This window comes from Streptomyces sp. NPDC094143, from assembly GCF_040303825.1.
Taxonomy (GTDB): Bacteria; Actinomycetota; Actinomycetes; order Streptomycetales; family Streptomycetaceae; genus Streptomyces.
In genome coordinates this window covers 21,191-44,932 of record NZ_JBEOTZ010000030.1, presented here as the reverse complement: position 1 = coordinate 44,932, position 23,742 = coordinate 21,191, and the positions used below count along the sequence as shown (strand labels likewise).

General features: G+C 72.9%; 14 protein-coding genes. 11 read left to right on the top strand and 3 right to left on the bottom strand.

The features are described from left to right. Positions 1 to 11 precede the first annotated feature (11 nt). Positions 12 to 1,430, top strand: coding sequence for an NAD(P)/FAD-dependent oxidoreductase (locus ABTZ58_RS30380; protein ID WP_351363510.1), 1,419 nt, complete (start codon positions 12 to 14; stop codon positions 1,428 to 1,430). Between the two features lie 166 nt (positions 1,431 to 1,596). Beyond that, positions 1,597 to 2,052, top strand: a complete 456-nt coding sequence (locus ABTZ58_RS30375; RefSeq protein WP_351363507.1) for a hypothetical protein — start codon at positions 1,597 to 1,599, stop codon at positions 2,050 to 2,052. 3 nt (positions 2,053 to 2,055) lie between these two features. Here ABTZ58_RS30375 and ABTZ58_RS30370 read toward each other — a convergent pair whose 3' ends face one another. Together ABTZ58_RS30370 and gabT are read right to left on the bottom strand one after the other, a co-directional pair. Continuing rightward, positions 2,056 to 2,724 carry a phosphatase PAP2 family protein gene (locus ABTZ58_RS30370; protein WP_351363504.1) on the bottom strand — a complete coding sequence of 223 codons (669 nt, stop codon included), beginning with the start codon at positions 2,722 to 2,724 and terminating at the stop codon, positions 2,056 to 2,058. A gap of 473 nt (positions 2,725 to 3,197) precedes the next feature. After that, positions 3,198 to 4,532, bottom strand: coding sequence for a 4-aminobutyrate--2-oxoglutarate transaminase (gene gabT / locus ABTZ58_RS30360; protein WP_351363501.1), 1,335 nt, complete (start codon positions 4,530 to 4,532; stop codon positions 3,198 to 3,200). A 254-nt stretch (positions 4,533 to 4,786) separates the two neighbouring features. Here gabT and ABTZ58_RS30355 point away from each other — a divergent pair, with 254 nt between their 5' ends. The 3 genes from ABTZ58_RS30355 (at position 4,787) to ABTZ58_RS30345 (ending at position 10,293) form a co-directional block, all read left to right on the top strand. After that, positions 4,787 to 6,919, top strand: coding sequence for an ATP-binding protein (locus ABTZ58_RS30355; RefSeq protein WP_351363498.1), 2,133 nt, complete (start codon positions 4,787 to 4,789; stop codon positions 6,917 to 6,919). Between the two features lie 132 nt (positions 6,920 to 7,051). After that, entirely contained in the window at positions 7,052 to 8,725 is a 1,674-nt protein-coding gene (locus ABTZ58_RS30350) for a PucR family transcriptional regulator (protein ID WP_351363495.1), read from the top strand. Positions 8,726 to 8,847: 122 nt separating this feature from the next. Continuing rightward, positions 8,848 to 10,293 (top strand): aldehyde dehydrogenase family protein, encoded by a 1,446-nt coding sequence (locus ABTZ58_RS30345; RefSeq protein WP_351363492.1) that lies wholly within the window; start codon positions 8,848 to 8,850, stop codon positions 10,291 to 10,293. A 97-nt stretch (positions 10,294 to 10,390) separates the two neighbouring features. Here ABTZ58_RS30345 and ABTZ58_RS30340 read toward each other — a convergent pair whose 3' ends face one another. Then, on the bottom strand, positions 10,391 to 13,228 hold the full coding sequence (locus ABTZ58_RS30340) for a glycoside hydrolase family 3 C-terminal domain-containing protein (RefSeq protein WP_351363489.1): 2,838 nt from the start codon (positions 13,226 to 13,228) through the stop codon (positions 10,391 to 10,393). A gap of 322 nt (positions 13,229 to 13,550) precedes the next feature. On the opposite strand from ABTZ58_RS30340, the gene ABTZ58_RS30335 reads away from it, so the two are divergent. The 6 genes from ABTZ58_RS30335 to ABTZ58_RS30310 all read left to right on the top strand — a co-directional run bounded on the left by ABTZ58_RS30335 (position 13,551) and on the right by ABTZ58_RS30310 (position 23,720). Next, positions 13,551 to 15,242, top strand: a complete 1,692-nt coding sequence (locus ABTZ58_RS30335) for an extracellular solute-binding protein (protein WP_351363486.1) — start codon at positions 13,551 to 13,553, stop codon at positions 15,240 to 15,242. 27 nt (positions 15,243 to 15,269) lie between these two features. Then, positions 15,270 to 16,304 (top strand): ABC transporter permease, encoded by a 1,035-nt coding sequence (locus ABTZ58_RS30330; RefSeq protein WP_351363483.1) that lies wholly within the window; start codon positions 15,270 to 15,272, stop codon positions 16,302 to 16,304. Further along, the gene (locus ABTZ58_RS30325; RefSeq protein WP_351363481.1) at positions 16,301 to 17,236 is read left to right on the top strand and encodes a carbohydrate ABC transporter permease; all 936 of its coding nucleotides are present in this window, start codon (positions 16,301 to 16,303) and stop codon (positions 17,234 to 17,236) included. Before ABTZ58_RS30330 ends, ABTZ58_RS30325 begins: the two co-directional genes overlap by 4 nt. Positions 17,237 to 17,356: 120 nt before the next feature. Continuing rightward, positions 17,357 to 19,561, top strand: a complete 2,205-nt coding sequence (locus ABTZ58_RS30320) for a 1,4-beta-glucanase (RefSeq protein ID WP_351363478.1) — start codon at positions 17,357 to 17,359, stop codon at positions 19,559 to 19,561. Further along, positions 19,561 to 21,528: a beta-galactosidase gene (locus ABTZ58_RS30315; protein ID WP_351363475.1), complete on the top strand. Its 1,968-nt coding sequence runs from the start codon at positions 19,561 to 19,563 to the stop codon at positions 21,526 to 21,528. Before ABTZ58_RS30320 ends, ABTZ58_RS30315 begins: the two co-directional genes overlap by 1 nt. Then, positions 21,525 to 23,720, top strand: a complete 2,196-nt coding sequence (locus tag ABTZ58_RS30310; protein ID WP_351363472.1) for a glycosyl hydrolase family 95 catalytic domain-containing protein — start codon at positions 21,525 to 21,527, stop codon at positions 23,718 to 23,720. The genes ABTZ58_RS30315 and ABTZ58_RS30310 overlap by 4 nt, the downstream gene beginning before the upstream one ends. Positions 23,721 to 23,742: the final 22 nt, after the last annotated feature.

The following is a 23,742-nucleotide window of genomic DNA, read 5'->3' as shown; positions in this document are numbered from 1 at the left end:
GAGTTGAAATCATGGCCCCTGGCGCCATGAATCAGTGGACTCGTTCGCTCTCCGACGCCCAGCCGGTCCCGTACTGGCTGGACGACCCCGGCCGGCCCCGCCCCGAACCCGCCCTCACCAGCTCCGAGACCTGCGACCTGCTCGTCGTCGGCGGCGGCTACAGCGGACTGTGGACGGCGCTGATCGCCAAGGAACGCGACCCGCGGCGGGACGTGGTGCTGGTGGAGGGCCGCGAGGTGGGCTGGGCCGCCTCCGGCCGCAACGGCGGTTTCTGCGCCGCCTCCCTCACGCACGGCCTGCCCAACGGCCTCACCCGCTGGCCGGACGAGATCCACACGCTCCAGCAGCTGGGCGCCCGCAACCTCGACGCGATCGAGGCGGCGGTCGCCCGGCACTCCATCGACTGCGACTTCGAACGCACCGGCGAGATCGACGTCGCCACCGAGCCCTACCAGGCGCGGGAACTGCGTGAGTGGCACGAGGAGACGTCCCGCCTGGGCCTCGCCGAGGGCGTCGAGTACCTGGACGCCGACGCGGTACGGGAGCAGGTGGACTCACCCACCTTCCGGGCGGGCCTGTGGGACCGCAGGGGCGTCGCCATGCTGAACCCGGCGAAGCTCGCCTGGGGCCTGAAGCGGGCGTGCGTGGACCTGGGCGTCCGCGTCCACGAGCACACGCCCGCGCTGGACCTGAGGCCTTACGGCGCGGGCATGGCCGTGCGCACCCCCTACGGCCGGGTCCGCGCCCGCCGGGTCGCCCTCGGCACCAACATCTTCCCGAACCTGGTCCGGCGCGTGCGCGCCTACACCGTCCCGGTCTACGACTACGCCCTCATGACCGAGCCGCTCACCGACGAGCAGCTGGCGTCGATCGGCTGGAAGAACCGCCAGGGCCTCGGCGACAGCGCCAACCAGTTCCACTACTTCCGCCTGTCCGCCGACAACCGGATCCTCTGGGGCGGTTACGACGCGATCTACCCCTACGGCGGCCGCGTCCGCGCCGAGTACGACGACCGCCCCGAGACCTACGCCAAGCTCGCCGGGCACTTCTTCACCTGCTTCCCGCAGCTGGAGGGGGTCCGCTTCTCCCACGCCTGGGGCGGCGCCATCGACACCTGCTCCCGCTTCTCGGCGTTCTTCGGCACCGCCCACCAGGGCAAGGTGGCCTACGCGGCCGGCTACACGGGGCTCGGCGTCGGGGCCACCCGGTTCGGTGCCGAGGTGATGCTGGACCTGCTGGCGGGGGAGCGCACCGAGCGGACCGAGCTGGAGATGGTCCGCAGGAAGCCGCTGCCGTTCCCGCCGGAGCCGTTCGCCTGGACGGGCATCGCCCTCACCAAGTGGTCGCTGGCCCGCGCGGACGCGCGGGGCGGCCGCCGCAACCTGTGGCTGCGGACGATGGACCGGCTGGGTCTGGGCTTCGACAGCTGAGCGGGCCGTTCGGTCCGAACGTGCGGGTGTGAGCCGGTTCACTCCAACGAGAGGCCGGAACCCGCGTAATGATCCCGGGGGACCCCCTTCTCCCTAGTGGCGCCCTCGTGGACGCAGCGCGTCCGTGAGAACCACGAGCTTCACGAGAGAGAAGGGGGTCTTCCTCATGACAGGGGCCAAGACGGCGGTCGAGTGGCTCGCATCCGTCGCACCCGATCCCGAGGCCTGTCGCTGGGAGTGGGAGCGCAACCCGCTCGGGGTCGCACTGCTGCCGGCCGGCAGCGCCTGGGACGTGCTGATCCTGCCCGGCGAACTCGGCTACGCCACGCTCGACGTGCTCAGCCGCGTCCTCGACCAGCCGGGCCCCGTCCTCGTCGACTTCGGCGACGCGCGCATGGGGTTCTTCGTGCCGCCCGGCACCGCGGCCCGCTGGCTCGGCACGGGCATCCGCACCGCGGGCCCCGGCACCTGGATCGTCGTGCCGTACCCGGGCCGTTCCTCCCCTGGTGGCGTCCGCTGGCTGGTCCCGCCGGACGGCTCGGGCCTGCTGACGGACCCCGCCCTGCTGGAACTGGCGATGCACGAGGCGGCGGCGGGTCTGGCCACCCGGAACGGTGACTAGGGCCTACCGGCGCCGCCCGGGCGGCGCCGTCCGCGCCAGGAACAGCCACAGCGACGTCAGCAGCACCGCGCTCAGACACCAACTGGCCACCACGTCCAGCGGCCAGTGGTAGCCGCGGCGGACCAGGCCGTAGCTCACGCCGAGCACGAGGACGGCGCAGACGGCGACCAGGACGCGGCGGGCGAGGGCGGTGCGGAGTCCGGGGAGCAGGAGCAGGGTCGCGCCGCCGTAGGCGACGGCGGCCGTGGCGGTGTGACCGGAGGGGTAGTAGCCGGTGCCCGGGGGGACGACCGGCGGGCCCGGGCGGTCGGTGAGTTCCTTCAGCGGGACGACCAGGGCCGGGACCAGCGCCATGAGCAGGGCGGCGGCGACCACCGGCAGCCACCAGCGGCCGGTGCCGCCGCGGTGGCCGCGCACGGCGACGTACCCGAGGGCGACGGCGAGGACCGGGACCGCCACTCCGACGTTGCCCAGGTCCGACAGCAGTTCCGAGAAGCGGTCGGGGTTGACCAGCACCCGGCTGAGCCGCTCGTCGAGCCGCGGCAGCGGGCCGTCGGCGACCACCTGCCAGGTGATCAGGGCGAAGAGCAGGGCGGGGAGGCCGAGCAGCACGACCAGGGGGCCAGGGTGCTCGCGGGACGGGGCGCGTTCCTGGCGCGCGGGGACCGGCATGGGGCCCAGCTTGGCACGAGCGCGGACGTCCCCGAGCGCGGGAGGCCTCGGGCGGCTGAGCGGCAGGAAGAGGAAAGGCGGAAAGAAGGAGGTCGGCCGCCCCGGGAACAGGGGGGGTGGTTTCCGGGGCGGCCGCTGGACCGGAACGTCGCGCGCCCCGGGGGGTTTGGGGCGGGCGACCGTCCGATCGGTGAGGAGATTTAGAGCCTCAGGCTCCGGTTGTGTGCGCGAGGGCACGACCAGGTCGAAGCTGGGGAGGCCCCGGCCTGATGTCACCCACAGTCCCCTGTGGGCGGGGTGTATCTCTCATCTGGGAAGAACCTACGACAGGGGCAGGGCTCAGGACAGGCCGCGGGGCGCCCTGTCATCCACCTCGCACACCTTCTTCACACGCTCTGCCGCTCACCGCCCCGGTCGCGGAACCGGGGCGGCTCACCTGCCCCGACGGGGGCTCAGATGCGCGCGGCGGAGGGTCAGATGCGGGCGAAGCCCTGCTCGATGATGTCGAGGCCCTCGTTCAGCAGGTCCTCGCCGATCACCAGCGGCGGCAGGAAGCGGAGGACGTTGCCGTAGGTGCCACAGGTCAGGACCAGCAGGCCCTCCTGGTGGCAGGCCTTGGCGAGCGCGGCGGTCGCCTCCGGGTTCGGCTCCTTGGTGGCGCGGTCCTTGACCAGTTCGATGGCGATCATCGCGCCGCGGCCGCGGACGTCGCCGATGATGTCGAACTTCTCCTGCATGGCCGAAAGGCGCGCCTTCATCACCGCCTCGATGTTCTTGGCCCTGGCGTTCAGGTCGAGTTCGCGCATGGTCTCGATCGCGCCGAGCGCGCCCGCGCAGGCGACCGGGTTGCCGCCGTACGTACCGCCCAGACCGCCCGCGTGTGCGGCGTCCATGATCTCGGCACGCCCGGTCACGGCCGCGAGCGGCAGACCGCCGGCGATGCCCTTGGCGGTCGTGATCAGGTCCGGGACGATCCCCTCGTCCTCGCACGCGAACCACTGGCCCGTGCGGCAGAAGCCGGACTGGATCTCGTCGGCGACGAAGACGATGCCGTGCGCGGAGGCGAACTCCCGGATCGCCGGCAGGAAGCCCTTGGCCGGCTCGATGAAGCCGCCCTCGCCGAGCACCGGCTCGATGATGATCGCGGCGACGTTCTCGGCGCCGACCTGCTTGCTGATCTGGTCGATCGCCTGGGCGGCGGCCTCGGGACCGGCGTTCTCCGGGCCCGTCGGCCAGCGGTAGCCGTACGCCACGGGCACCCGGTACACCTCGGGCGCGAACGGCCCGAAGCCGTGCTTGTACGGCATGTTCTTCGCCGTGAGCGCCATCGTCAGGTTGGTGCGCCCGTGGTACCCGTGGTCGAACACCACCACGGCCTGCCGCTTGGTGTACGCCCGGGCGATCTTCACGGCGTTCTCGACGGCCTCGGCGCCGGAGTTGAACAGCGCGCTCTTCTTGGCGTGGTCACCCGGGGTGAGCTCGGCGAGCGCCTCGGCGACCTCGACGTAGCCCTCGTACGGCGTGACCATGAAACAGGTGTGGGTGAAATCGGCGAGCTGCGCCGACGCCCGCCGTACGACGGCCTCGGCGGAGGCGCCGACGGACGTCACGGCGATGCCCGAGCCGAAGTCGATCAGGCGGTTGCCGTCGACGTCCTCGATGATCCCGCCGCCCGCGCGCGCGGTGAACACGGGCAGCACGGAGCCCACGCCCTGCGCGACCGCGGCGGTGCGGCGGGCCTGCAGCTCCTGCGACTTCGGGCCGGGAATGGCGGTGACGACACGACGCTCCTGCGGCACTGCGCTCATGCGGGGCTCCTGGGGGTGGTGCGGACGGGCCTGTACAGACACTGTGACTTCTTTTCCCGCAGGCTAGGGCGGGGAAAGGGGGGTGGGCATGCTCCATGTGGGCGTTGTCGGCGCGACGGCTTGTCCGGGGTGGACATGGCGGTCTCGGCCACCCGTGCCCACGACGCGGCCGTGTAAGCGGTGAACTCCCCAGGGGAGGGCGTTAGATTGGCTCGCTGATGGTGGACGGAGCGGCTGGTCAGGGGGCAAGGGCGATGGACAGCGACGGGACGCAGGAGGCCCGGGGCACGCATGCGAACCCCGTGCCGCGTCCGGCGGGGCCGCCGGAGGTGCCAGTGGTGCCCCCCCGGCCGCCCCAGGCACCGGCGCCGCCGCCGCTGCCGGACGGGTCGGCCTTCCTCGCCTGGCTGCGCGCACCCCGGCCGGAGGCCGCGCCGGGCGTGTGGCGCTTCGGGCACCGGCCGCGGCCCGCCGAGGAACTCGACGTCACCCCCACCCGGCAGTTGCTCAGCGGGGCGGTGGTCGCGTTCCTGGTGGGGTGGCTGATCTGGTCGCTGCTGCAGAACGGGTACCTCGGCAACTGGTGGTGGGTGCCGTTCGACCTGATCGTCCCCGATGCCTGGCGCGGCGCCGACAGCGATCTCGGCGAGACCGGCACGTTCATGGTGTACCGGGGGTACGAGCTGCTCGTCGCCCTGGCGATCATGGTCGGGGTGGCGCGCCTCGGCCGCTGGGGCGAGGTCTGGCGCCGCTTCGTCGCCGCGCGCTTCCGCCGGCCCGAGGCCCAGGCCGGCCCCACGGTGCCCCAGGACGACCCGGCCCAGTGGAACGAGCTGCGCGCCGCCGGTGCCGTGGACGCCGCCGAGCGGCTCGCCGCCGACGCCCGCTCCGGCCTCATGCGGGACGTCGACCACGCCCGGATCCAGCGGGCCTGGCAGGGCGTGCGCACCGGACGGCACAGCCTCGCCACCTTCAGCGGCGCGGTGCTGAAGGACGGCGCCGCCGCCTGCCTCCATCCCTCAGGGGAACGCGACCTGCCGGCCAGGCTCGCCCGGCACGACCTGCTCACCGGACAGGTACGGCTGGGCACCGCCGTGGACGACGTCCGCAACCCGTACACCTACCGCGGCGCCGGGCTCGCCCTCGGGCCCGACCTGCTGGGCACCTCGCTCGTCGCCGTCGGCCCCGCCGGTTCCGGGAAGACCGGGGCCGTCGTGCGGCCCGTCGCCGAGTCGCTGTGTCTGCATGCCCTGGCCGGACGGGCCGCCGTCGTGGTGGTCGGGGGGGCCGGGGCCGGGCTCGGGCCCGCCGACGCGTATGACGTCGTCGTGCGGATCGGGAACCAGGACTCCGAGTACGACCTCGACCTGTACGGCGGCACCAGCGACCCGGACGAGGCCGCGGCCGTGCTCGCCGAGGGGCTGGTCGGGGATCTCGCCGATCCGCACCCGGGCAGCGACACCCGCCGCTCCACCACCGTGCTCGCGCAGCTGCTCGGGCCGTTCCGCGCCGTCCACGGGCGTTTCCCCTCCGTACCGGAGCTGCGGCAGCTGCTGGACGGGGCGCCGGGGCCGTTCGCCGCGCTGCGGCAGGGGCTGCAGGAGTCCGGTCGGGAGTCGCTGCTGCGCGAGCTCGACGCCCGGGAGCGGCAGATGGGGCAGCCCGGAGACGTCGGCGGGGTGCTGGCCGACCGGGTCGCGCTGCTCGACCGGCCCGCCTTCGCCGGTTTCTTCGACACCTCGGGCCAGTCGCGGCCCTTCACGCTGAAGGCCCTCGACCATCCCGTGCGCGTCCGCATCGACCTGCCCGAGCGCGGGCACGCCGACGCCTCCCGGATGCTCGCGCGGCTGGTGCTCGCCCAGTTCACGGCCAGTGTCGCCGTACGCGAGGACCGGTCGCTGTTCGCCTGCCTGGTGCTCGACGACGCGACCGGGGTCGTGACGCCCGAGGCCGTGCGCGGCATCCAGCGGCTGCGATCCGGGAACGCCGGTGTCGTGCTGACCCTGCGGACTCTGGACGACGTGGCCCGGCCGCTGCGGGGGCCGCTGCTCGGCGCCACCGGGTGCCGGATGGCGCTGGCGGGCCTCACGCCCTGGGACGGTCAGGACTTCGCCGAGGTGTGGGGCAAGGAGTGGACCGAGGCCCGTGACGTCACCGACCGGCAGATCATCGCCGAGACCCCGGCGGGCAAGGCGCTGCACGCGGTCCGGCGGGTGATCACCGGCAAGGCGCCGACGGCCCGGGCGGTGACCGTCCGGCAGGTCGAGCGCGAGCGCTGGTCCGCCTCGGAACTGGCCCACGGGGTGCCGGCCGGGCACGCGGTGCTGTCGCTGACCACCGTGCAGGGCGAGCACGCGCCACCCCTGCTGGTGAACCTGCGGGGCTGAGACCTCGACGGGCTGTGCACCCGCGCGGTACGCGCGGACCATACGGTGAGGCAGAATCGTCACAGGTCGTTCATACGCGGCGGCCAAAAGGACACCATGCTCACACCGCCCTGACGCAGACCTGAAGGCCTCATGCCCCCGACGCTCGCCTCGCTCGTCCACCACTCCGCGCTGAAGCTGACCGTGCGGGCGGGGGAGGACCGCCTCGACGTACCGGTCCGCTGGGCGCACGTCAGCGAGCTCGCCGACCCCGTGCCCTACATGGAGGGCGGGGAGCTGCTGCTGATCACCGCGCTCAAGCTGGACGCCGAGGACCCGGAAGCCATGCGGCGCTACGTGCGGCGGCTGGCCGGCGCCGGCGTGGTCGGGCTCGGCTTCGCCGTGGGCGTCAACTACGAGGAGATTCCCCAGGCGCTCGTCGACGCGGCCGAGGAGGAGGGCCTGCCGCTGCTGGAGGTGCCCCGCCGGACCCCGTTCCTCGCCATCAGCAAGGCCGTGTCCGCCGCGATCGCCGCCGACCAGTACAAGGCCGTCACCGCGGGGTTCGCCGCCCAGCGCGAGCTGACCCGGCAGGCGCAGACCGGCGGTCCGGAAGGGCTGCTGGCCGCGCTGGCCGCCCAGGTCGACGGCTGGGCGGCGCTGTACGACGCGTCGGGCGCCGTCGTCGCCGCGGCTCCCGAGTGGGCCGGACGGCGGGCCGCGCGGCTCACCGGCGACGTGCAGCGGCTGCGGGACCGCCCCGTGCCGGCCTCGTCGGTGGTCGGCGGGCCGGAGAACGAGGACCGGGTCGAACTGCACACCGTGGGGACCGGCCGGCGGCCCCGCGCCGCGCTCGCCGTCGGCACCGCCGCCACCCTGGGCACCGCCGAGCGGTACGCCGTCCACTCGGCCATCGCCCTGCTGACCCTCACCACGGAGCGCTCCCGCTCCCTCCAGGCGGCCGAGCAGCGGGTCGGCACCGCGGTGCTGCGCATGCTGCTGGCCGGGGAGCCGGACCACGCGCGGGCGGTCGCCGGGGACCTGTACGGGGGCCTGCTGGACGCGCCGTTCCGGATGCTGGTCGCCGAACGGGTGCCGGTGTCCGCCTCGGCGGCGCTGGCCCGTGCCGAGGCCCGCGCCGCCGCCCCGGCCCCCGACCGGCCCTCCGCCGCAGCGCTCGCCGCGGCCGACACGGACGGCGACCGGCTGGCGGCGCTCGCCGACGTCCTGGAGTCCGCGGCGGCCCGGGCCGGCGAGGCCGTGCTCGTCGTGCCGGAGGGGGAGCGGCTGGTGGTGCTGGCCGCGGACGGCGGCGCCGCTGCGGCGGCCTGCGCCGAGTACGCGGCGGCCCTGGAGACGGCCCGGACCACCGTGCGCGAGAAGGTGCCGGGGGGCGAGGAGGACGAGCTGGTCGTGGGCCTGTCGGCACCGGCCGGACCGATCGCCGCGTCGGCCGCGTACAAGCAGGCCGAGCAGGCCCTGTCGGTGGCCAGGCGGCGCGGACGCGTCCTGGTGGAGCACGAGCAGATGGCGGCCGGATCCGTGCTGCCGCTGCTCGCGGACGACGCCGTACGGGCGTTCGCCGACGGCATGCTGCGTCCGCTGTACGAGCACGACGCCACGGGCCGCGGCGACCTGGTCGCCTCCCTGCGCGCCTGGCTGTCCAAGCACGGCCAGTGGGACGCGGCGGCGGCCGACCTCGGCGTCCACCGCCACACCCTGCGCTACCGCATGCGCCGCGTCGAGGAGATCCTCGGCCGCTCCCTGGACGACCCGGACGCCCGGATGGAGCTCTGGCTGGCCCTGAAGGCGACCGGCACCGACTAGCCAAACCGTAGTGTCCCCGGTCGCCACTGCTACGACCCGGACAAGCGCCCTTCGGCCACTGCGCCCCTACGGTTGGTCCCGTACCACTGGATCACCCCCAACGCCGAAGGGCCGGAACGAACATGACCTCCACCCACGCCTTCTGGCTCGCCGGCCGCCAGGCCACCGGCGAGGACACCTTCGACGTCACCTCCCCGTGGGACGGACGGCTCGTGGGCAAGGTGAGCGTGCCGACGGACGCGCAGGTCGAGGAGGCCGTGGCCGCCGCCTACGCCGTGCGCGACGAGTTCGCCGCCACGCCGGCCCACGTGCGCGCCGCCGCCCTCGACCACGTCAGCAGGCGCCTCGCCGAGCGCACCGAGGAGATCGCGCGACTGATCTCCGCCGAGAACGGCAAGCCCATGAAGTGGGCGCGCGGCGAGGTCGGCCGTGCCGTCTCCGTGTTCCGCTTCGCGGCCGAGGAAGCCCGGCGGTTCAACGGCGGCGAGGCCCAGCGCCTCGACACCGACCTCGGCGGCCAGGGCCGGCTCGCCCTCACGCGCCGGTTCCCCAAAGGCGTCGTGCTGGGCATCGCGCCCTTCAACTTCCCGCTGAACCTCTGCGCCCACAAGGTCGCCCCGGCCATCGCCGCCGGCGCCCCGATCATCCTCAAGCCGGCCCCCGCGACCCCGCTGTCCGGCCTGATCATCGGTGACCTGCTGGCCGAGACCGAGCTGCCCGCCGGCTCCTGGAGCATCCTGCCGGTCGCCAACGACAAGATGCCCGCGCTGGTGCAGGACGAGCGCCTGCCCGTGATCTCGTTCACCGGCTCCGAGAAGGTCGGCTACGCGATCATGGACTCGGTGCCGCGCAAGCACTGCACGCTGGAACTGGGCGGCAACGGCGCGGCCGTCGTCCTCGCCGACTGGGCGAGCGACGAGGACCTGGACTGGGCGGCGAACCGCATCGCCACCTTCTCCAACTACCAGGGCGGCCAGTCCTGCATCTCCGTCCAGCGGGTCATCGCCGACGCCTCGGTGTACGACCGGCTGCTGCCGCGCATCGTCGCCGCCGTCGAGGCCCAGGTCACCGGCGACCCGAGCGACGACGCCACCGATGTCGGCCCGCTGGTCAGCGAGGACGCCGCGAAGCGCGTCGAGACGTGGGTGCGGGAGGCCGTGGACGCCGGTGCGCGGCTGCTGACCGGCGGCAAGCGCGACGGCGCCTCCTACGCGCCGACCGTCCTGGCCGAGGTCCCGGCCGACGTGACGATCTCCTGCGAGGAGGTCTTCGGACCGGTCCTCACCGTGCAGAAGGCCGACGGTGAGGCCGAGGCCTTCGCCGCCGTCAACGACTCCAAGTACGGCCTCCAGGCGGGCGTGTTCACGCACGACCTGCAGACCGCCTTCCGCGCCCACCGGGCCCTGGAGGTCGGCGGCGTGGTCGTCGGCGACGTCCCGTCCTACCGCGCCGACCAGATGCCGTACGGCGGCGTCAAGCAGTCCGGGGTGGGCCGTGAGGGTGTGCGGTTCGCGATGGAGGACTACACCTACGAGCGTGTGATGGTCCTGACCGGAATCACTCTCTAGCTTATGGGAACCATTTTCATATAAGCTTTGCGAAGGGGTCCGGCACCGATGCCTTCCGGTGCCGGGCCCCTTCTCTGCGCCGGCCTGCTCCGGACCCTCAGCCGGAGAAGCCGACGTGCGCGAGCCGCAGCGGTCCGCGCAGTCTCAGGTGCAGGTCGTGCACGCCCGCGGCGGCGACAGCGGCGACGAGCGGCACGTAGTCGTACGGGCCCCGGGTGGGCGCGGCGGTCGACAGCTCCGCCAGCACCGGGCCGCCGTCCAGGGACAGCTCGACCGTGCCCTCGCCGGCCACCTCCACCGTCACTTCACAGACGCCGGGCCCGAAGTCGCAGGCACGGTAGACGAGTTCGCCGCCGGAGACGTCCGCCGGCGTCACCGCGTCGCCCGCCACCTTCGTCCGGTCGACGATCTCGACGCCGCGCTGCTCGTCGAAGGAGGCCGCGGCCAGGCCGTCCGTGACGACCGCACGCGGCAGGGCGGGCTCGCCGGCCGGCCTGACCTCCGTCCGCAGCCGGATGTCCTCGCTGGACGCCCCGGCCAGCAACTCGCAGGCGCCCGGCTCCACCCGCCACCGCTCCTGGGCCACGTCCCAGAACGCGAAGGCGGACAGCGGGACGTCGAAGGTCAGCTGTGCCGTCGCGCCCGGGGCGAGCGTGATCCGGCGGTGGTCCAGCAGCTCGCGGCGCGGACGCGGACGGGACGGGCCGACGGCCCGCACATAGAGCTGGGCCACCTCGTCGGCCGTGAGCCGGCCGGTGTTGGTGACCGAGAAGGAGACCCGCACCCCCTCCTCCCCGGCCGCCGCTGTCAGCCCGTCGTAGGAGAACGACGCGTAGGACAGGCCGTGCCCGAAGGGGAACAGGGGCGTGCCCTCGAAGTACAGGTACGTCTGGCGGCTGCCGATGACGTCGTAGTCGAGCAGGTCCGGCAGGTCGGAGTCGCAGGCGTACCAGGTCTGCGGGAGGCGGCCGGCGGGGGAGACGTCGCCGGCCAGGACGCGGGCCAGGGCGGTGCCGGCCGCCTGGCCGCCGTGCGCGGTCCACAGCACGGCCGGCAGCTCCGCCGGGTCGACGGCGTACGGATAGGCGCTGACCAGGGCCAGCACGGTGGCCGGGTTCGCCGCGCGGGCCGCCCGCAGCAGCCGCTCCTGGTGGTCCGGCAGCCGCAGCGTCGTACGGTCCTCGGTCTCCCGGCCGCCCAGGTGCGGGTCGTTGCCCGCGACCACCACGACCACGTCCGCCCGTGCCGCGGCACGCGCCACCGCCTCCTCGCCGCGCTCTGCGACGACCAGCTCGAAGACCTCGGGATCCTCGTCGGCAACCTTCACGCCGTCGGCGGAGACACAGACGTGGCGACCCGTTCCCAGGTGCTTGAGGAGGTGCCCGTCCCCGTGCGGTTCCAGGCTGAACGTCTCCTGCACGACCCAGCCGCCCGGCTGGTCGGCGGCGGCGCGGACGTACCCGTCCTCGGCGACCGAGAGGTAGCGGCCGTCGGGCGCCCGCAGGGTCAGCACGCCCCCGCCCCAGTCGACCAGGGCCAGTTCGGTGCCGGCCGCGTCGGTGGTGAGCGCGGGCAGGTCGGTGCGGCCGGCGAGCAGCGCCGGGTCGAGCGCGCCCTCGGCGCCGCGCACCTCGTCAGCGGCGTCCCCGGCCACCGGCACGTGCAGGAACGCGCCCGACGCGGTCCGCAGCAGGACCCGGTCCACGCCCTCGGCGAACTCCACCCGCTCCGCACCGAACCGCTCGTACAGGCCCTCCAGCGGGGTCGAGCGGTGGATGAGGGTGCCGCTGTACCAGTCGAGCTTGCACTCGTCGGCGAGCAGCCCCACCACGGCGACGCGGGTGCCGGCGGCCAGCGGCAGCAGCCCGTCGTTCTTCAGCAGCACGATCGCCTGCTCGGCGGCCTCCTGCGCCAGCGTGCGGTGCTCCGGGGTGTCGAACGCGGCCGTCGCCTCGTGCGGGTCGTCCCGCGGGTCGAACTCGCCGAGCCGGAAGCGCACCGAGAGCTGCCGGCGCACGGCCGTGTCGAGGTCCGCCTCCGTCAGCAGGCCGCGCTCCAGGGCCCGCCGCAGCCGCCCGGTGATCTGCGAGGAGTCCGTTCCGTGGTCGGTGAAGCTGTCGACGCCCGCGACGAGCGAGGCGGCGGTCGCCTCCTCGTGCGTGTCGAAGTAGTGCTCGGCGTCGACCAGGTTGCTCGGCGCGCCCGCGTCCGAGCAGACCAGCAGCTCCTGGTCGGTCCAGGTGCGCAGGTGCGCGCGCAGGTACGGGGAGACGTGGTTGGGGCGGCCGTTGACCAGGTTGTACGCCGGCATCACCCCGGCCACCGCGCCCGCCTCCACCGTGGCGCGGAAGGCCCGCAGGTCGTACTCGTGCAGCACGCGCGGGCGCACCGAGCTGGACGAGGTGGCGCGGTCCGTCTCGTTGTTGTGGGCGAGCCAGTGCTTCAGCACGGGCGCGGTGCGCCAGTAGACCGGGTGGTCGCCGCGCAGGCCGCGGGTGTAGGCGGTGGCGATGGCCGAGGTCAGCCTCGGGTCCTCCGAGTAGCCCTCCTCGTTGCGGCCCCACAGGGGGTGGCGCAGCAGGTTGACCGTCGGGGCCCACACGTTGAGGCCGACCCGGTCGTCCTTGGCGCGCATCGCGCGGACCTCCCGGGACACGGCGTCGCCGACCCGCCGTACCAGGTCGGGGTTCCAGGTCGCGCCGAGCCCGACGGCCTGCGGGAACACCGTCGCGGGACCCATCCAGGCGACGCCGTGCAGGGCCTCCTGGCCGGTGCGGAACGCGGCGATGCCGAGCCGTTCGACGGCGGGCGCGAACTGGTGCAGGAAGGAGATCTTCTCGTCGAGGGTGAGCCGCCCCAGCAGGTCGTCGACGCGTTCCGCGAAGGGCAGCCGCGGATCACGGAACGGTTCGGTGGGTGGCGTGTGTGCGGTCACGTGGGGATCCCTTGCACTGGATCGGCGGCGCTTTCGAAGCGCTTCGATGCTGATTCGACGACGGGCCGGGTGTCAAGGGAGCGGAGTCATCACTTCAAGCGGTGCACAGGAAAGGTCCCTTATTGAGCCCGGGAGGAAGTTTGGGAACGACCCTTGTGCACCCTGGGGCGTTCACTTAACCTCGCAGCAACATCGAAGCGCTTCGACTGGTGAGACCCGGTGCATCGGTCGAAGTCCCGCTTCAGCTCAGCCAGTTCCACTCGAGACACCGCAGCCGACGGCCTCCGCCGGGTGTCCTGGTGTGCCATGAAGGGTTGACGCAATGACGCCGAACGCCGCCTCCGCCTCCTCGGGACCGAGCCGGAGAAGTTTCCTCGCCTCCACGGCGGTCGCCACCGCAGCGGTGGCGGGTGGGACGCCGCTGCTCGCCGCGTGCGGCGGATCGGACAGCGGATCGCGGGACGGCACCACCTCGGGCAAGGACGCCAGGAAGATCCTGCCCGCCTACGTGGCCAGCAACGTGGTGAAGCCGGACATCCCGTCCAGGAACGGCTCGGCCATCGGCTTCACCGGCAAGCTGGACCTCGCCACCCTCAAGACCTCGGTCGCGAAGAAGCTCGGCAAGGGCGGCAAGGTCACCGTCATGGCGCCGTTCTGGGGTTCGCCGCCGAAGCAGGACAACGCCTACTACACCGCGATGAACGACCTGATCGGCGTCGACGTCGTCTGGCAGAACCAGGACGGCAACACCTACGACCAGAAGCTCGGCGCGGTCCTCGCCTCCAGCGACGTCCCGGACGTGGTGGTCGTCCCCGGGTGGAACATGGGCGGCAAAATACCCAGCGCCATCATCAGCAAGTTCGCCGACCTCGGCCCCTACCTGTCCGGGGACGAGGTCAAGGAGTACCCGAACCTCGCCGCGATCCCGACCGACGCCTGGCGGCGTTCCATCTTCGGCGGCAAGCTGCGCGGCCTGCCCATGCCGGCGCCGTCCGCCCCCTCCATGGTGCCTCTGTACCGGCAGGACGTCTTCGAGAAGGAGGGCTACGAAGTCCCGCGGTCCTGCGACGAGTTCATGGCCCTGGCCAAGGAGATCACCAACGCCAGGGCCAAGCGGTGGGCCTGCCTGGACATGAAGTGGACCGCCTTCCAGGCCTTCGGTGTGCTCTCCGGCAGCGAGAAGCCGCTGGGCTGGAACCTCGTCGACGGCAAGCTCGTCAACCGCATCGAGACCGAGGAGTTCCTCGAGGCCCTGGAGTGGTCCCGCAAGCTCTTCGCCGCCGGGGTCGTCCACCCCGACTCCAAGATGGGCAAGAACGCCCCCGACCCGGGTCCCAAGTTCGCGGCGGGCGAGTTCCTGATCTACCCCAACAACATCTCCCAGTGGTGGGGCCGCACCGCCGAACAGGCCACGCAGAACCCGGAGTTCAAGATCTGGGGCATGGACGTCTGGGGCCACGACGGAGGCGACCCCACCCTGTGGGCCGATCAGCCCGCCGGCATCTTCGCCTTCGTCAACAAGAAGGCCTCCGAGTCGGTCGTCCGCGACGTGCTGGCCGTCGCCAACGTCACCGCGGCGCCGTACGGCACCAAGGAGTACATGATGACCAACTACGGCGTCGAAGGCACCCACTACACCGTCAAGGACGGCGTCCCCGTCAAGACCGACAAGGGCAACATCGAGGTGATGAACGCCTACGTCATGGTCGCGTCTCCCGCCGCGACCCTCGCGCACCCCGACTTCCCCGAGGTCGCCAGGGGCCAGGTCGAGTGGCAGCAGCGGATGGGCGCGTTCGCCAGGAAGTCCTCCTTCTGGGGCATGCAGATCACCGAGCCCGCCCGGTACACCAACCTCACCAACGACGTCGAGCAGCTCGAGGACGACATCGTCCGCGGCCGGAAGAAGATCAGCGACATGCAGCAGTTCGTCTCCGACTGGAAGAGCAAGGGCGGCGACGAACTGCGCGACTGGTACCGGAAGCTCCTCGACGAGAACGGCTCGGCGGCGAGCTGACCCGGCCCTGAGGCAAGGAGAACAGCCGTGTCGCACAGCACGGTGCCTCGGAGCGGTACCGAGGCCGGAACGCTCAAGAAGACCCCGGTGGCGCCCGGTGACGTCACCGGATCCCGGCAGAGGCCGCCCGAGGCCAGGCTGAGCCTCCGGCACAGGTTCCGACGCGATCGCGTCCTGGTCCTCATGACCCTGCCGGCCGTCCTGCTGGTGCTGGTCTTCAACTACCTGCCCATCCTCGGCAACGTCGTCGCCTTCCAGGACTACGACCCCTACATCAGCGACAACGGCGTCATCTCCATCCTGAACAGCCCCTTCGTGGGCCTGGAGAACTTCCAGCGGATCTTCGAGGACTCGGCCTTCTGGAACGCCGTCGAGAACACGCTGGTGCTGTTCTTCGTCCAGCTCGTGCTGTTCTTCCCGATCCCGATCCTGCTCGCGCTGCTCATCAACAGCGTGGTCCGGCCCCGCGTGCGGGCCGTCGCGCAGGCGGTGCTCTACCTGCCGCACTTCTTCTCGTGGGTGCTGGTCATCGCCGTCTTCCAGCAGATGTTCGGCGGCGCGGGGATGCTCTCCCAGCTTCTGCGGCAGAACGGGTACGACGGCATCGACATCATGACCAACCCGGACACCTTCGCCTTCCTGCTCACCGCGCAGAGTGTGTGGAAGGACGCCGGGTGGGGGATCATCGTCTTCCTCGCGGCCCTGGCCTCGGTGTCCCAGGACCACTACGAGGCGGCCGCGATGGACGGCGCCGGACGCTGGCGCCGCATGTGGCACGTCACGCTGCCCGCCCTGCGACCGGTGATCGCGCTCCTGCTGGTGCTGCGCGTCGGCGACGCCCTGACCGTCGGGTTCGAGCAGATCCTGCTGCAACGCGACGCCGTCGGACCGGGAGCGGGGGAGGTCCTCGACACCTTCGTGTGGTGGAACGGCGTGCGCAACCAGGACTTCAGCTACGCGGCCGCCGCCGGTCTCATCAAGGGCGTGGTCAGCATCGGCCTGGTCCTCGCCGCGAACAAGGTGGCCCATCTCATGGGCGAGCAGGGGGTGTACAAGAAGTGACCGCCGTCGTCGAGAAGCCGGCGAACAAGCCGCGCCCGTGGGCCGCCCCGCCCCGCCCCGCGTGGGAGGAGGAGCCCTCCAGGGCCGGCCTCGCGGGCAAGGGCATCGCCCTGTCCTTCGCCTGCCTGGCGATCCTCTTCCCACTGTGGATCGTGGTCGTCACCAGCCTCTCCTCGCGGAAGACCATCGACGAGGCGGGCGGCCTGGTGCTGGTGCCCAAGGGCATCACCTTCATCGCGTACCGGGAACTGCTCGGCGGCGGCCAGGTCACCCGCGCCGCGGTCATCAGCATTCTCGTCACCCTGGTCGGCACGCTGTTCTCCATGGCGGTGTCCGTCCTGTGCGCATACGGCCTGTCCCGCAGCGGTTCCCTCGGCCACCGCTGGATCCTGATGACGTTGCTGGCGACCATGTTCTTCAGCGCCGGCCTCATCCCCACGTATCTGCTCGTGCAGTCCCTCGGCCTGACGGACAGCTACCTCGCGCTGATCCTGCCGAGCGCGGTGAGCGTCTTCAACATCCTGGTGCTGCGCGGCTTCTTCATGGGGATCTCGCAGGAACTCGTCGACAGCGCGCGCATCGACGGTGCCGGGGACTTCCGCATCCTCCGGCAGATCGTCATGCCGCTGTCACGGGCCGTCCTCGCGGTGATCACGCTGTTCTACGCCGTGGGCTACTGGAGTGCCTGGTTCAACGCGTCGCTCTACCTGAACGACCAGGACATGATGCCGTTGCAGAACGTGATGATCCAGCTCGTGCAGAAGCAGGAAGCGCCGGTCGGTCTCGGACAGGCCATCAAGACGGGTCAGTTGTCGGGGCTGGCGGTGCAGATGGCGGTCATGGTGATGGCCCTGTTGCCGGTCGCCGTGCTGTCACCCTTCGTCCAGAGGCACTTCAAGAAGGGGATGCTGACGGGCGCGGTGAAGGGCTGACGGATCGCGCCGTCGGGCTGTCCCTCGTCTTCCGTGTGCGGCCCCTCCAAGGCTGATCGCGCAGTTCCCCGCGCCCCCAGGTCCCCCTGTCCTCCCCCCTTCGTGAAGACGAGGTATGTCATGCATGCGTCCAGCCCGAGCAGAAGAACCGTCCTGGCCGGGACCGCCGCCGTCGCCGCGCTCACCGCCGTTCCCCTCCTGTCCGGCCGCGCGCACGCCGCGGAGGCGGCCGTCCCGGCCGGCCGGGCCTACCGCTGGCGCAACGTCGTCCAGGGTGGCACCGGATTCATCACCGGCGTGCTGTTCCACCCCGCCGTGCGCGGCCTCGCCTACGCCCGTACCGACATCGGCGGCGCCTACCGCTGGGAGGACCGGACCGGCCGGTGGGTGCCGCTGACCGACCACATCGGCTGGGACGACTGGAACCTGCTGGGCGTGGAGGCCATGGCCGTCGACCCGTCCCATCCGGACCGGGTCTACCTCGCCCTCGGCACCTATGCCCAGCCCTGGGCCGGCAACGGGGCCGTGCTGCGCTCCGAGGACCGCGGAGCCACGTGGCGGCGCACCGACCTCACCGTGAAGCTCGGGGCCAACGAGGACGGGCGCGGATGCGGTGAGCGGCTGCTCGTCGACCCGCGCGACAGCGACACCCTCTGGCTCGGCACCCGGCACGACGGACTGCTCAGGTCGACGGACCGGGGCGCCAGTTGGCAGGCCGTGAGCTTCCCGGCCACACCCGGCCCCACCGGCCGGGGCATCACGCTCCTGGTGGCGGCGGGCCGTACCGTCTACGCCGGCTGGGGCGACTCCGACGGCACCTCCGCGAACCTCTACCGCACCGCCGACGGCACCACCTGGGAGGCCGTCCCCGGGCAGCCCACGGGCATCGCCGCCAGGGTGCCGATCCGCGCCGCGTACGACCGGCACACCCGCGAGCTGTACGTGACGTACGCCGACGCGCCCGGACCCAACGGCCAGTCCGACGGCAGTGTGCACAAGCTGCGCACCAGCAGCGGGACATGGACCGAGGTCACACCCGTCAAGCCCGGCGGCACCACGGGCGACGGCGGGACCGACTCCTTCGGCTACGGCGGGGTCGCCGTCGACGCCCGCCGGCCCGGCACGCTCGTCGTCTCCACCAATAACCGCTGGGCCGAGATCGACACCGTGTTCCGCTCCACCGACGGCGGCCGCAGCTGGACCTCCTTGAAGGACACGGCCGTCTTCGACGTCTCCGAGACGCCGTTCCTCAACTGGGGCGGCGACAAGCCCAAGTTCGGCTGGTGGATCCAGGCCCTCGCCCTCGACCCGTACGACTCGCGGCACGTCGTGTACGGCACGGGCGCCACCCTGTACGGGACCCGCGACCTCAAGCACTGGGCGCCGCAGATCCGCGGCCTGGAGGAGGCCTCCGTCCGCCAGCTGCTCTCGCCCCCGGCCGGCGAGGCACACCTGCTCAGCGGGTCCGGCGACATCGGCGTGATGTACCACGAGCGGCTCACGGCGTCGCCCTCACGCGGCATGGCGTCGAACCCGGTGTTCGGCACGTCGACCGGCCTGTCGCTGGCCGCGGCCGAGCCGTCGTACGTGGTCCGGGCGGGCTGGGGCGACCACGGCAACGGGGCCTGGTCGAACGACGGCGGCAGGACCTGGGCCCCCTTCGAGGCGCAGCCCGCCGTCGCCAAGGACGCCCCGGGACCGATCGCCACCAACGCCGACGGCAGCGTGCTGCTGTGGTCCTTCGGCACGGGCAACCCCGGCTACCGCTCGGCCGACAACGGCACCACCTGGTCCGAGGTCGCCTCCTTCCCGAAGGGCGCCGTCCCGGTCGCCGACCCCGTCGACCCGGCCCGCTTCTACGCCTTCGACACCACCACCGGCACGGTGTTCGCCAGCACCGACGGCGGACTGACCTTCACCGCGGGGGCGACCGGCCTGGCCACCGGCGACGCCGAGTTCCAGTTGACGGCCGCCCCGGGCCGTACCGGCGACCTGTGGCTCAGCCTCAAGGGGAACGGGCTGTACCGCTCCACCGACGGCGGCACGACCTTCACCAAGGTCGCCGGCTGCCGGGCCTCGTACACCCTCGGCTTCGGCAAGGCCGCCGAGGGTGCCTCCTACCCGGCGCTCTACATGGTCGGCTCCACCGAGGCGGTCACCGCCGTGTACCGCTCGGACGACGAGGCGAAGACCTGGACACGGATCAACGACGACCGGCACCAGTGGGGCTGGATCGGCGCCGCCGTCACGGGCGACCCGCGCGTGTACGGCCGGGTCTACATCGCCACCAACGGGCGCGGCGTCCAGTACGGGGAGCCCGCCTGATGCCCGGCCTGACCGACGCGACCCGGGGCCGCCTCCTCTACGGCGGCGACTACAACCCGGAGCAGTGGCCCGAGGAGACCTGGCACGAGGACGTCCGGCTGATGAAGGCCGCCGGCGTCAACTCGGTCACCCTCGGCGTCTTCTCCTGGTCGATGCTGGAACCCGAGCCCGGCGCACGGGAGTTCGGCCGGCTGGACACGCTGATGGACCTGATGCACGAGCACGGCATCGGCGTCGTCCTCGCCACCCCGACCTCCTCGCCCCCGCCCTGGATGGGCCGGCTGCACCCCGACACCCTGCCCGTCACCGAGGACGGCCGCACCGAGTGGTGGGGCGGACGGCAGCACTTCTCGCACTCCAGCGCCACCTACCGGCGCTACGCCGCCGCCATCACCGAGGACCTGGCCGCCCGCTACGGCGGCCACCCGGCCCTGACGATGTGGCACATCAACAACGAGTACTGCACCTACGACCACGGCGACGAGGCCGCGGCCGCCTTCCGCCGCTGGCTGCGCGCGAAGTACCGCACGCTCGACGCCCTCAACGAGGCCTGGGGCACCGCCTTCTGGAGCCAGGGCTACGACACCTGGGACGGCATCCTGCCGCCCCGCCTGCCGCACTACCTGCGCAACCCCGGTCAGGTCCTGGGCTTCCGGCGGTTCACCTCCGACATGCTCCTGGAGTGCTACACCGCCGAGCGGGACATCGTCCGCCGCCACACCCCGCACATCCCGGTCACCACCAACTTCATGCCGCTGTGGTCCGGCCAGGACGCGTGGCGCTGGGCCGGGGAGGAGGACGTCGTCTCCGTCGACCTGTACCCCGACCCGCGCGACCCGCTGGGCGCCCAGAGCGGCGCCCTGGTGCAGGACATGACCCGCTCCCAGGCCCGCGGGCCGTGGATGCTCATGGAGCAGGCGGCCGGGCCGGTCAACTGGCGGGGGGTGAACCACCCCAAGCCCCGGGGGATGAACCGGCTGTGGTCGCTCCAGGCCGTGGCCCGGGGCGCCGACGCCGTCTGCTACTTCCAGTGGCGGCAGTCCCGGCAGGGCGCCGAGAAGTTCCACTCCGGCATGGTCAGCCACGCGGGGGAGGAGGGCCGGACGTACCAGGAGGTCAAGGGGCTCGGCGCCGACCTGGCGCGGATCGCCCCCGAGGTGAGCGGCCGGCACCTCACCGCGGACATCGCCGTCCTGCACGACTGGCACTCCTGGTGGGCCGGCGCCCAGGACGGCCGCCCGTCCAGCCGGGTGGAGTACCCCGACGTCCTGCGCGCCTGGCACCGGGCCCTGTGGCAGGCGCACCTCACCACCGACTTCGCCCACCCCGAGCATGATCTGACGCGGTACCCGCTGGTCGTCGTGCCCCAGCTGTACGCGCTCACCGACACCGCGACCGGCAACCTCCTGGCGTACGTGCGGCAGGGCGGCACCCTCGTCTGCGGGTTCCACACCGGCGTCGCCGACGAGGACGACCGGGTCCGCCCCGGCGGCATGGACGCCCGGCTGCGGGAACTGTTCGGCATCCGCACGCTGCACGAGTGGTGGCCGCTGGACGAGGGGGAGACCGTCACCTGCGAGGGCTTCCGGGGCACCCTGTGGTCCGAGGAGCTGGAGGGCGACGGCACCGCCGAGGAGACCCTGCTCTACCAGGGCGGCGAACTCGACGGGCTGCCCGCCGTGCTGCGCAAGGGCCGGGCCTGGTACGTCTCCACGCTCCCGGAGCCCGCCGCGCTGCGCGACCTGCTGGCCCGCATCGCCAGGGGCGCGGGCGTCCGGCCGGTGCTCGACGGACTGCCCGAGCAGGTGGAGGCCGTACGCCGGGGCGAGGTGCTGTTCGTGCTCAACCACGGCCGCGAGCCGGTCACCGTCGAGGTGCCCGGCACCCACCACGACCTGCTGACCGGCACGGACATCACCGACCGGATCACCCTCGGGCGCCACGGGGCGGCGGTGCTGCGGCCATGACCGACTCCGCCCCCGTCCACGGCACCTGGGAGCCGCACCCGGCCGGCCGCTGGGAGGACGCCTTCCTCAGCGGCAACGGCCACCACGGCGCCCTCGTGTTCGGCGACCCGAACGCCGAGCGGGTCGTCGTCACGCACCACTCACTGGTGCGGCCCAACGGCCGGGACGACCGGCCCCCGCAGCTCGCGGCCGGTCTCGCCGCCCTCCAGGACCGCCTCCTGGCCGGTGACACGAGTGCCGCCGAGAGCTTCACGGACGGCCGCCCGCTCCAGTGGGTGCAGCCCTTCCACCCCGCCTTCCAGGTCCGGGTGGTCCGGCCGGCCGGCAACTGCCCCGGCTACCGCCGGGACGTCGACTTCACCACCGGCGTGGTGAGCGCGGCCTGCGACGGCTGGGCCGGGCGGGTCTTCGTCTCCCGCGCCGACGACGTGATCGTCCAGCACGTCACGGGCCCCGCCCTGACCCTCGACATCGACCTGGACCACCGGCTCCCCGGCGCCCCCGTCGGACTGGGCGTCGGCCACGGAGCCGTCCTCACCCCCGACGGCGCCCTGCTCAGCCTGCGCGTCCGCTACCCGGACAGCGACCGGGCCTGCACCGGCGTCACCCGGATCACCGTCACCGGTGGCACCACCACCCTCGTGCCCCCGGGCGTGCACATCGAGGGCGCCCGGTCCGTCCTGATCCTCACCCGGGTGTTCCGGCACACCGGCGAGCTCGACGTGGTCGCCGAGGGCCGTGCCCTGCGCGACCTGCCCGCCGACCCCGCCGAACTCCTGGACCGCCATGCCGCCCTGCACCGCACCGCCTACGCCCGCGTCACCCTCGACCTGCGCGCCGACCCCGCCGAACGCGCCCTGCCGGGCTCCGAACTGCTCAAGCGGCCGCGCGGCGCCGCCCTGCTGGAACGCCTCTTCGCCGCCGGCCGCTACCACCTGCTCAGCGCGAGCGGCCTCTTCCCGCCCCGCCTGACCGGACTGTGGACCGGGGACTGGAACACCGCCTGGTCGGGCGCCTTCACCAACGACGCCAACCTCAACCTCCAGACCGCCTCGGCCGCGGCCGCCGCCCTGCCCGAGGTCACCGAGGCCCACGCGCACCTGATCCACCGTCTGCTGCCCGACTGGCGCGACAACGCCCGGGCCGTCTTCGGCACCCGGGGCGCCGTCGCCCCCGCCCACACCGACGGCGAGTCCGGCCACTCCTGCCACTTCAGCCGCGAGTACCCGCTGCACCTGTGGACGGCCGGGGCCGACTGGCTGCTCAAGCCGCTCGTCGACCACGACGACACCCGGGGCGCCCGCGACCCGCGCACCGCCGCCGCCCTCGCCGACGTCGCCCTCTTCTTCGAGGACTTCCTCACTCGCACCGATGACGACGGCCACCTCGTCGTCGTCCCCTCCTACTCACCCGAGAACCGCCCCGCCAACGCGAGCTGGGGCACGATCAACGCCGCCATGGACCTCTCCGCGGCCCGCCACGCCCTGCGCACGGCCGCCGCCTACCACCCGGGCACCCCGGAAGCCGACCGCTGGAACGCCCTCGCCGACCGGCTCCCGCCGCACCGCGTCAACGCCGACGGAGCCCTGGCCGAATGGGCCTGGCCGGGCCTGGAGGACTCCTACGACCACCGCCACCTCAGCCACCTCTACGGCGTCTGGCCGCTCGACGAGATCACCCCCTACGACACCCCCGGGCTCGCGGCCGCCGCCCACCGCGCCCTGGAACTGCGCGGCGCCGAGAACGACTCCGCGCACGGCCATCTGCACCACGCCCTCGTCGCGGCCCGGCTCCGGGACGGCGACCGCGTCGCCCACGCCCTCGGCCGGGTCCTGGACGGCGACTTCTTCCATTCCTCGCTGATGAGCGCGCACTACCCCGGCCGCGACGTCTACAACGCCGACGCCGCGCACACCCTGCCCGGCGTACTGATCGAGATGCTCGTGCAGTCCACCCCCGACCGGCTGGTGCTGCTCCCCGCGCTCCCGGCGGACCTCCCCGACGGCGCGCTGCGCGGCGTGCGCACCCGGTTCGGCGCCGGGCTGGACCTCACCTGGAGCCGGGACGGCACCGCCACCGCCGTGCTCCGGCCGAGCCGCGACGCCCGCGTCGAACTCATGACTTCCTCCGGCGGCGAGCCCCTCGACCTCGTCGCCGGAGAAGACCGCGTCCTCACGGTGAGAGCGCGGTGATCCCCCCGCAGTTCCCCCCACC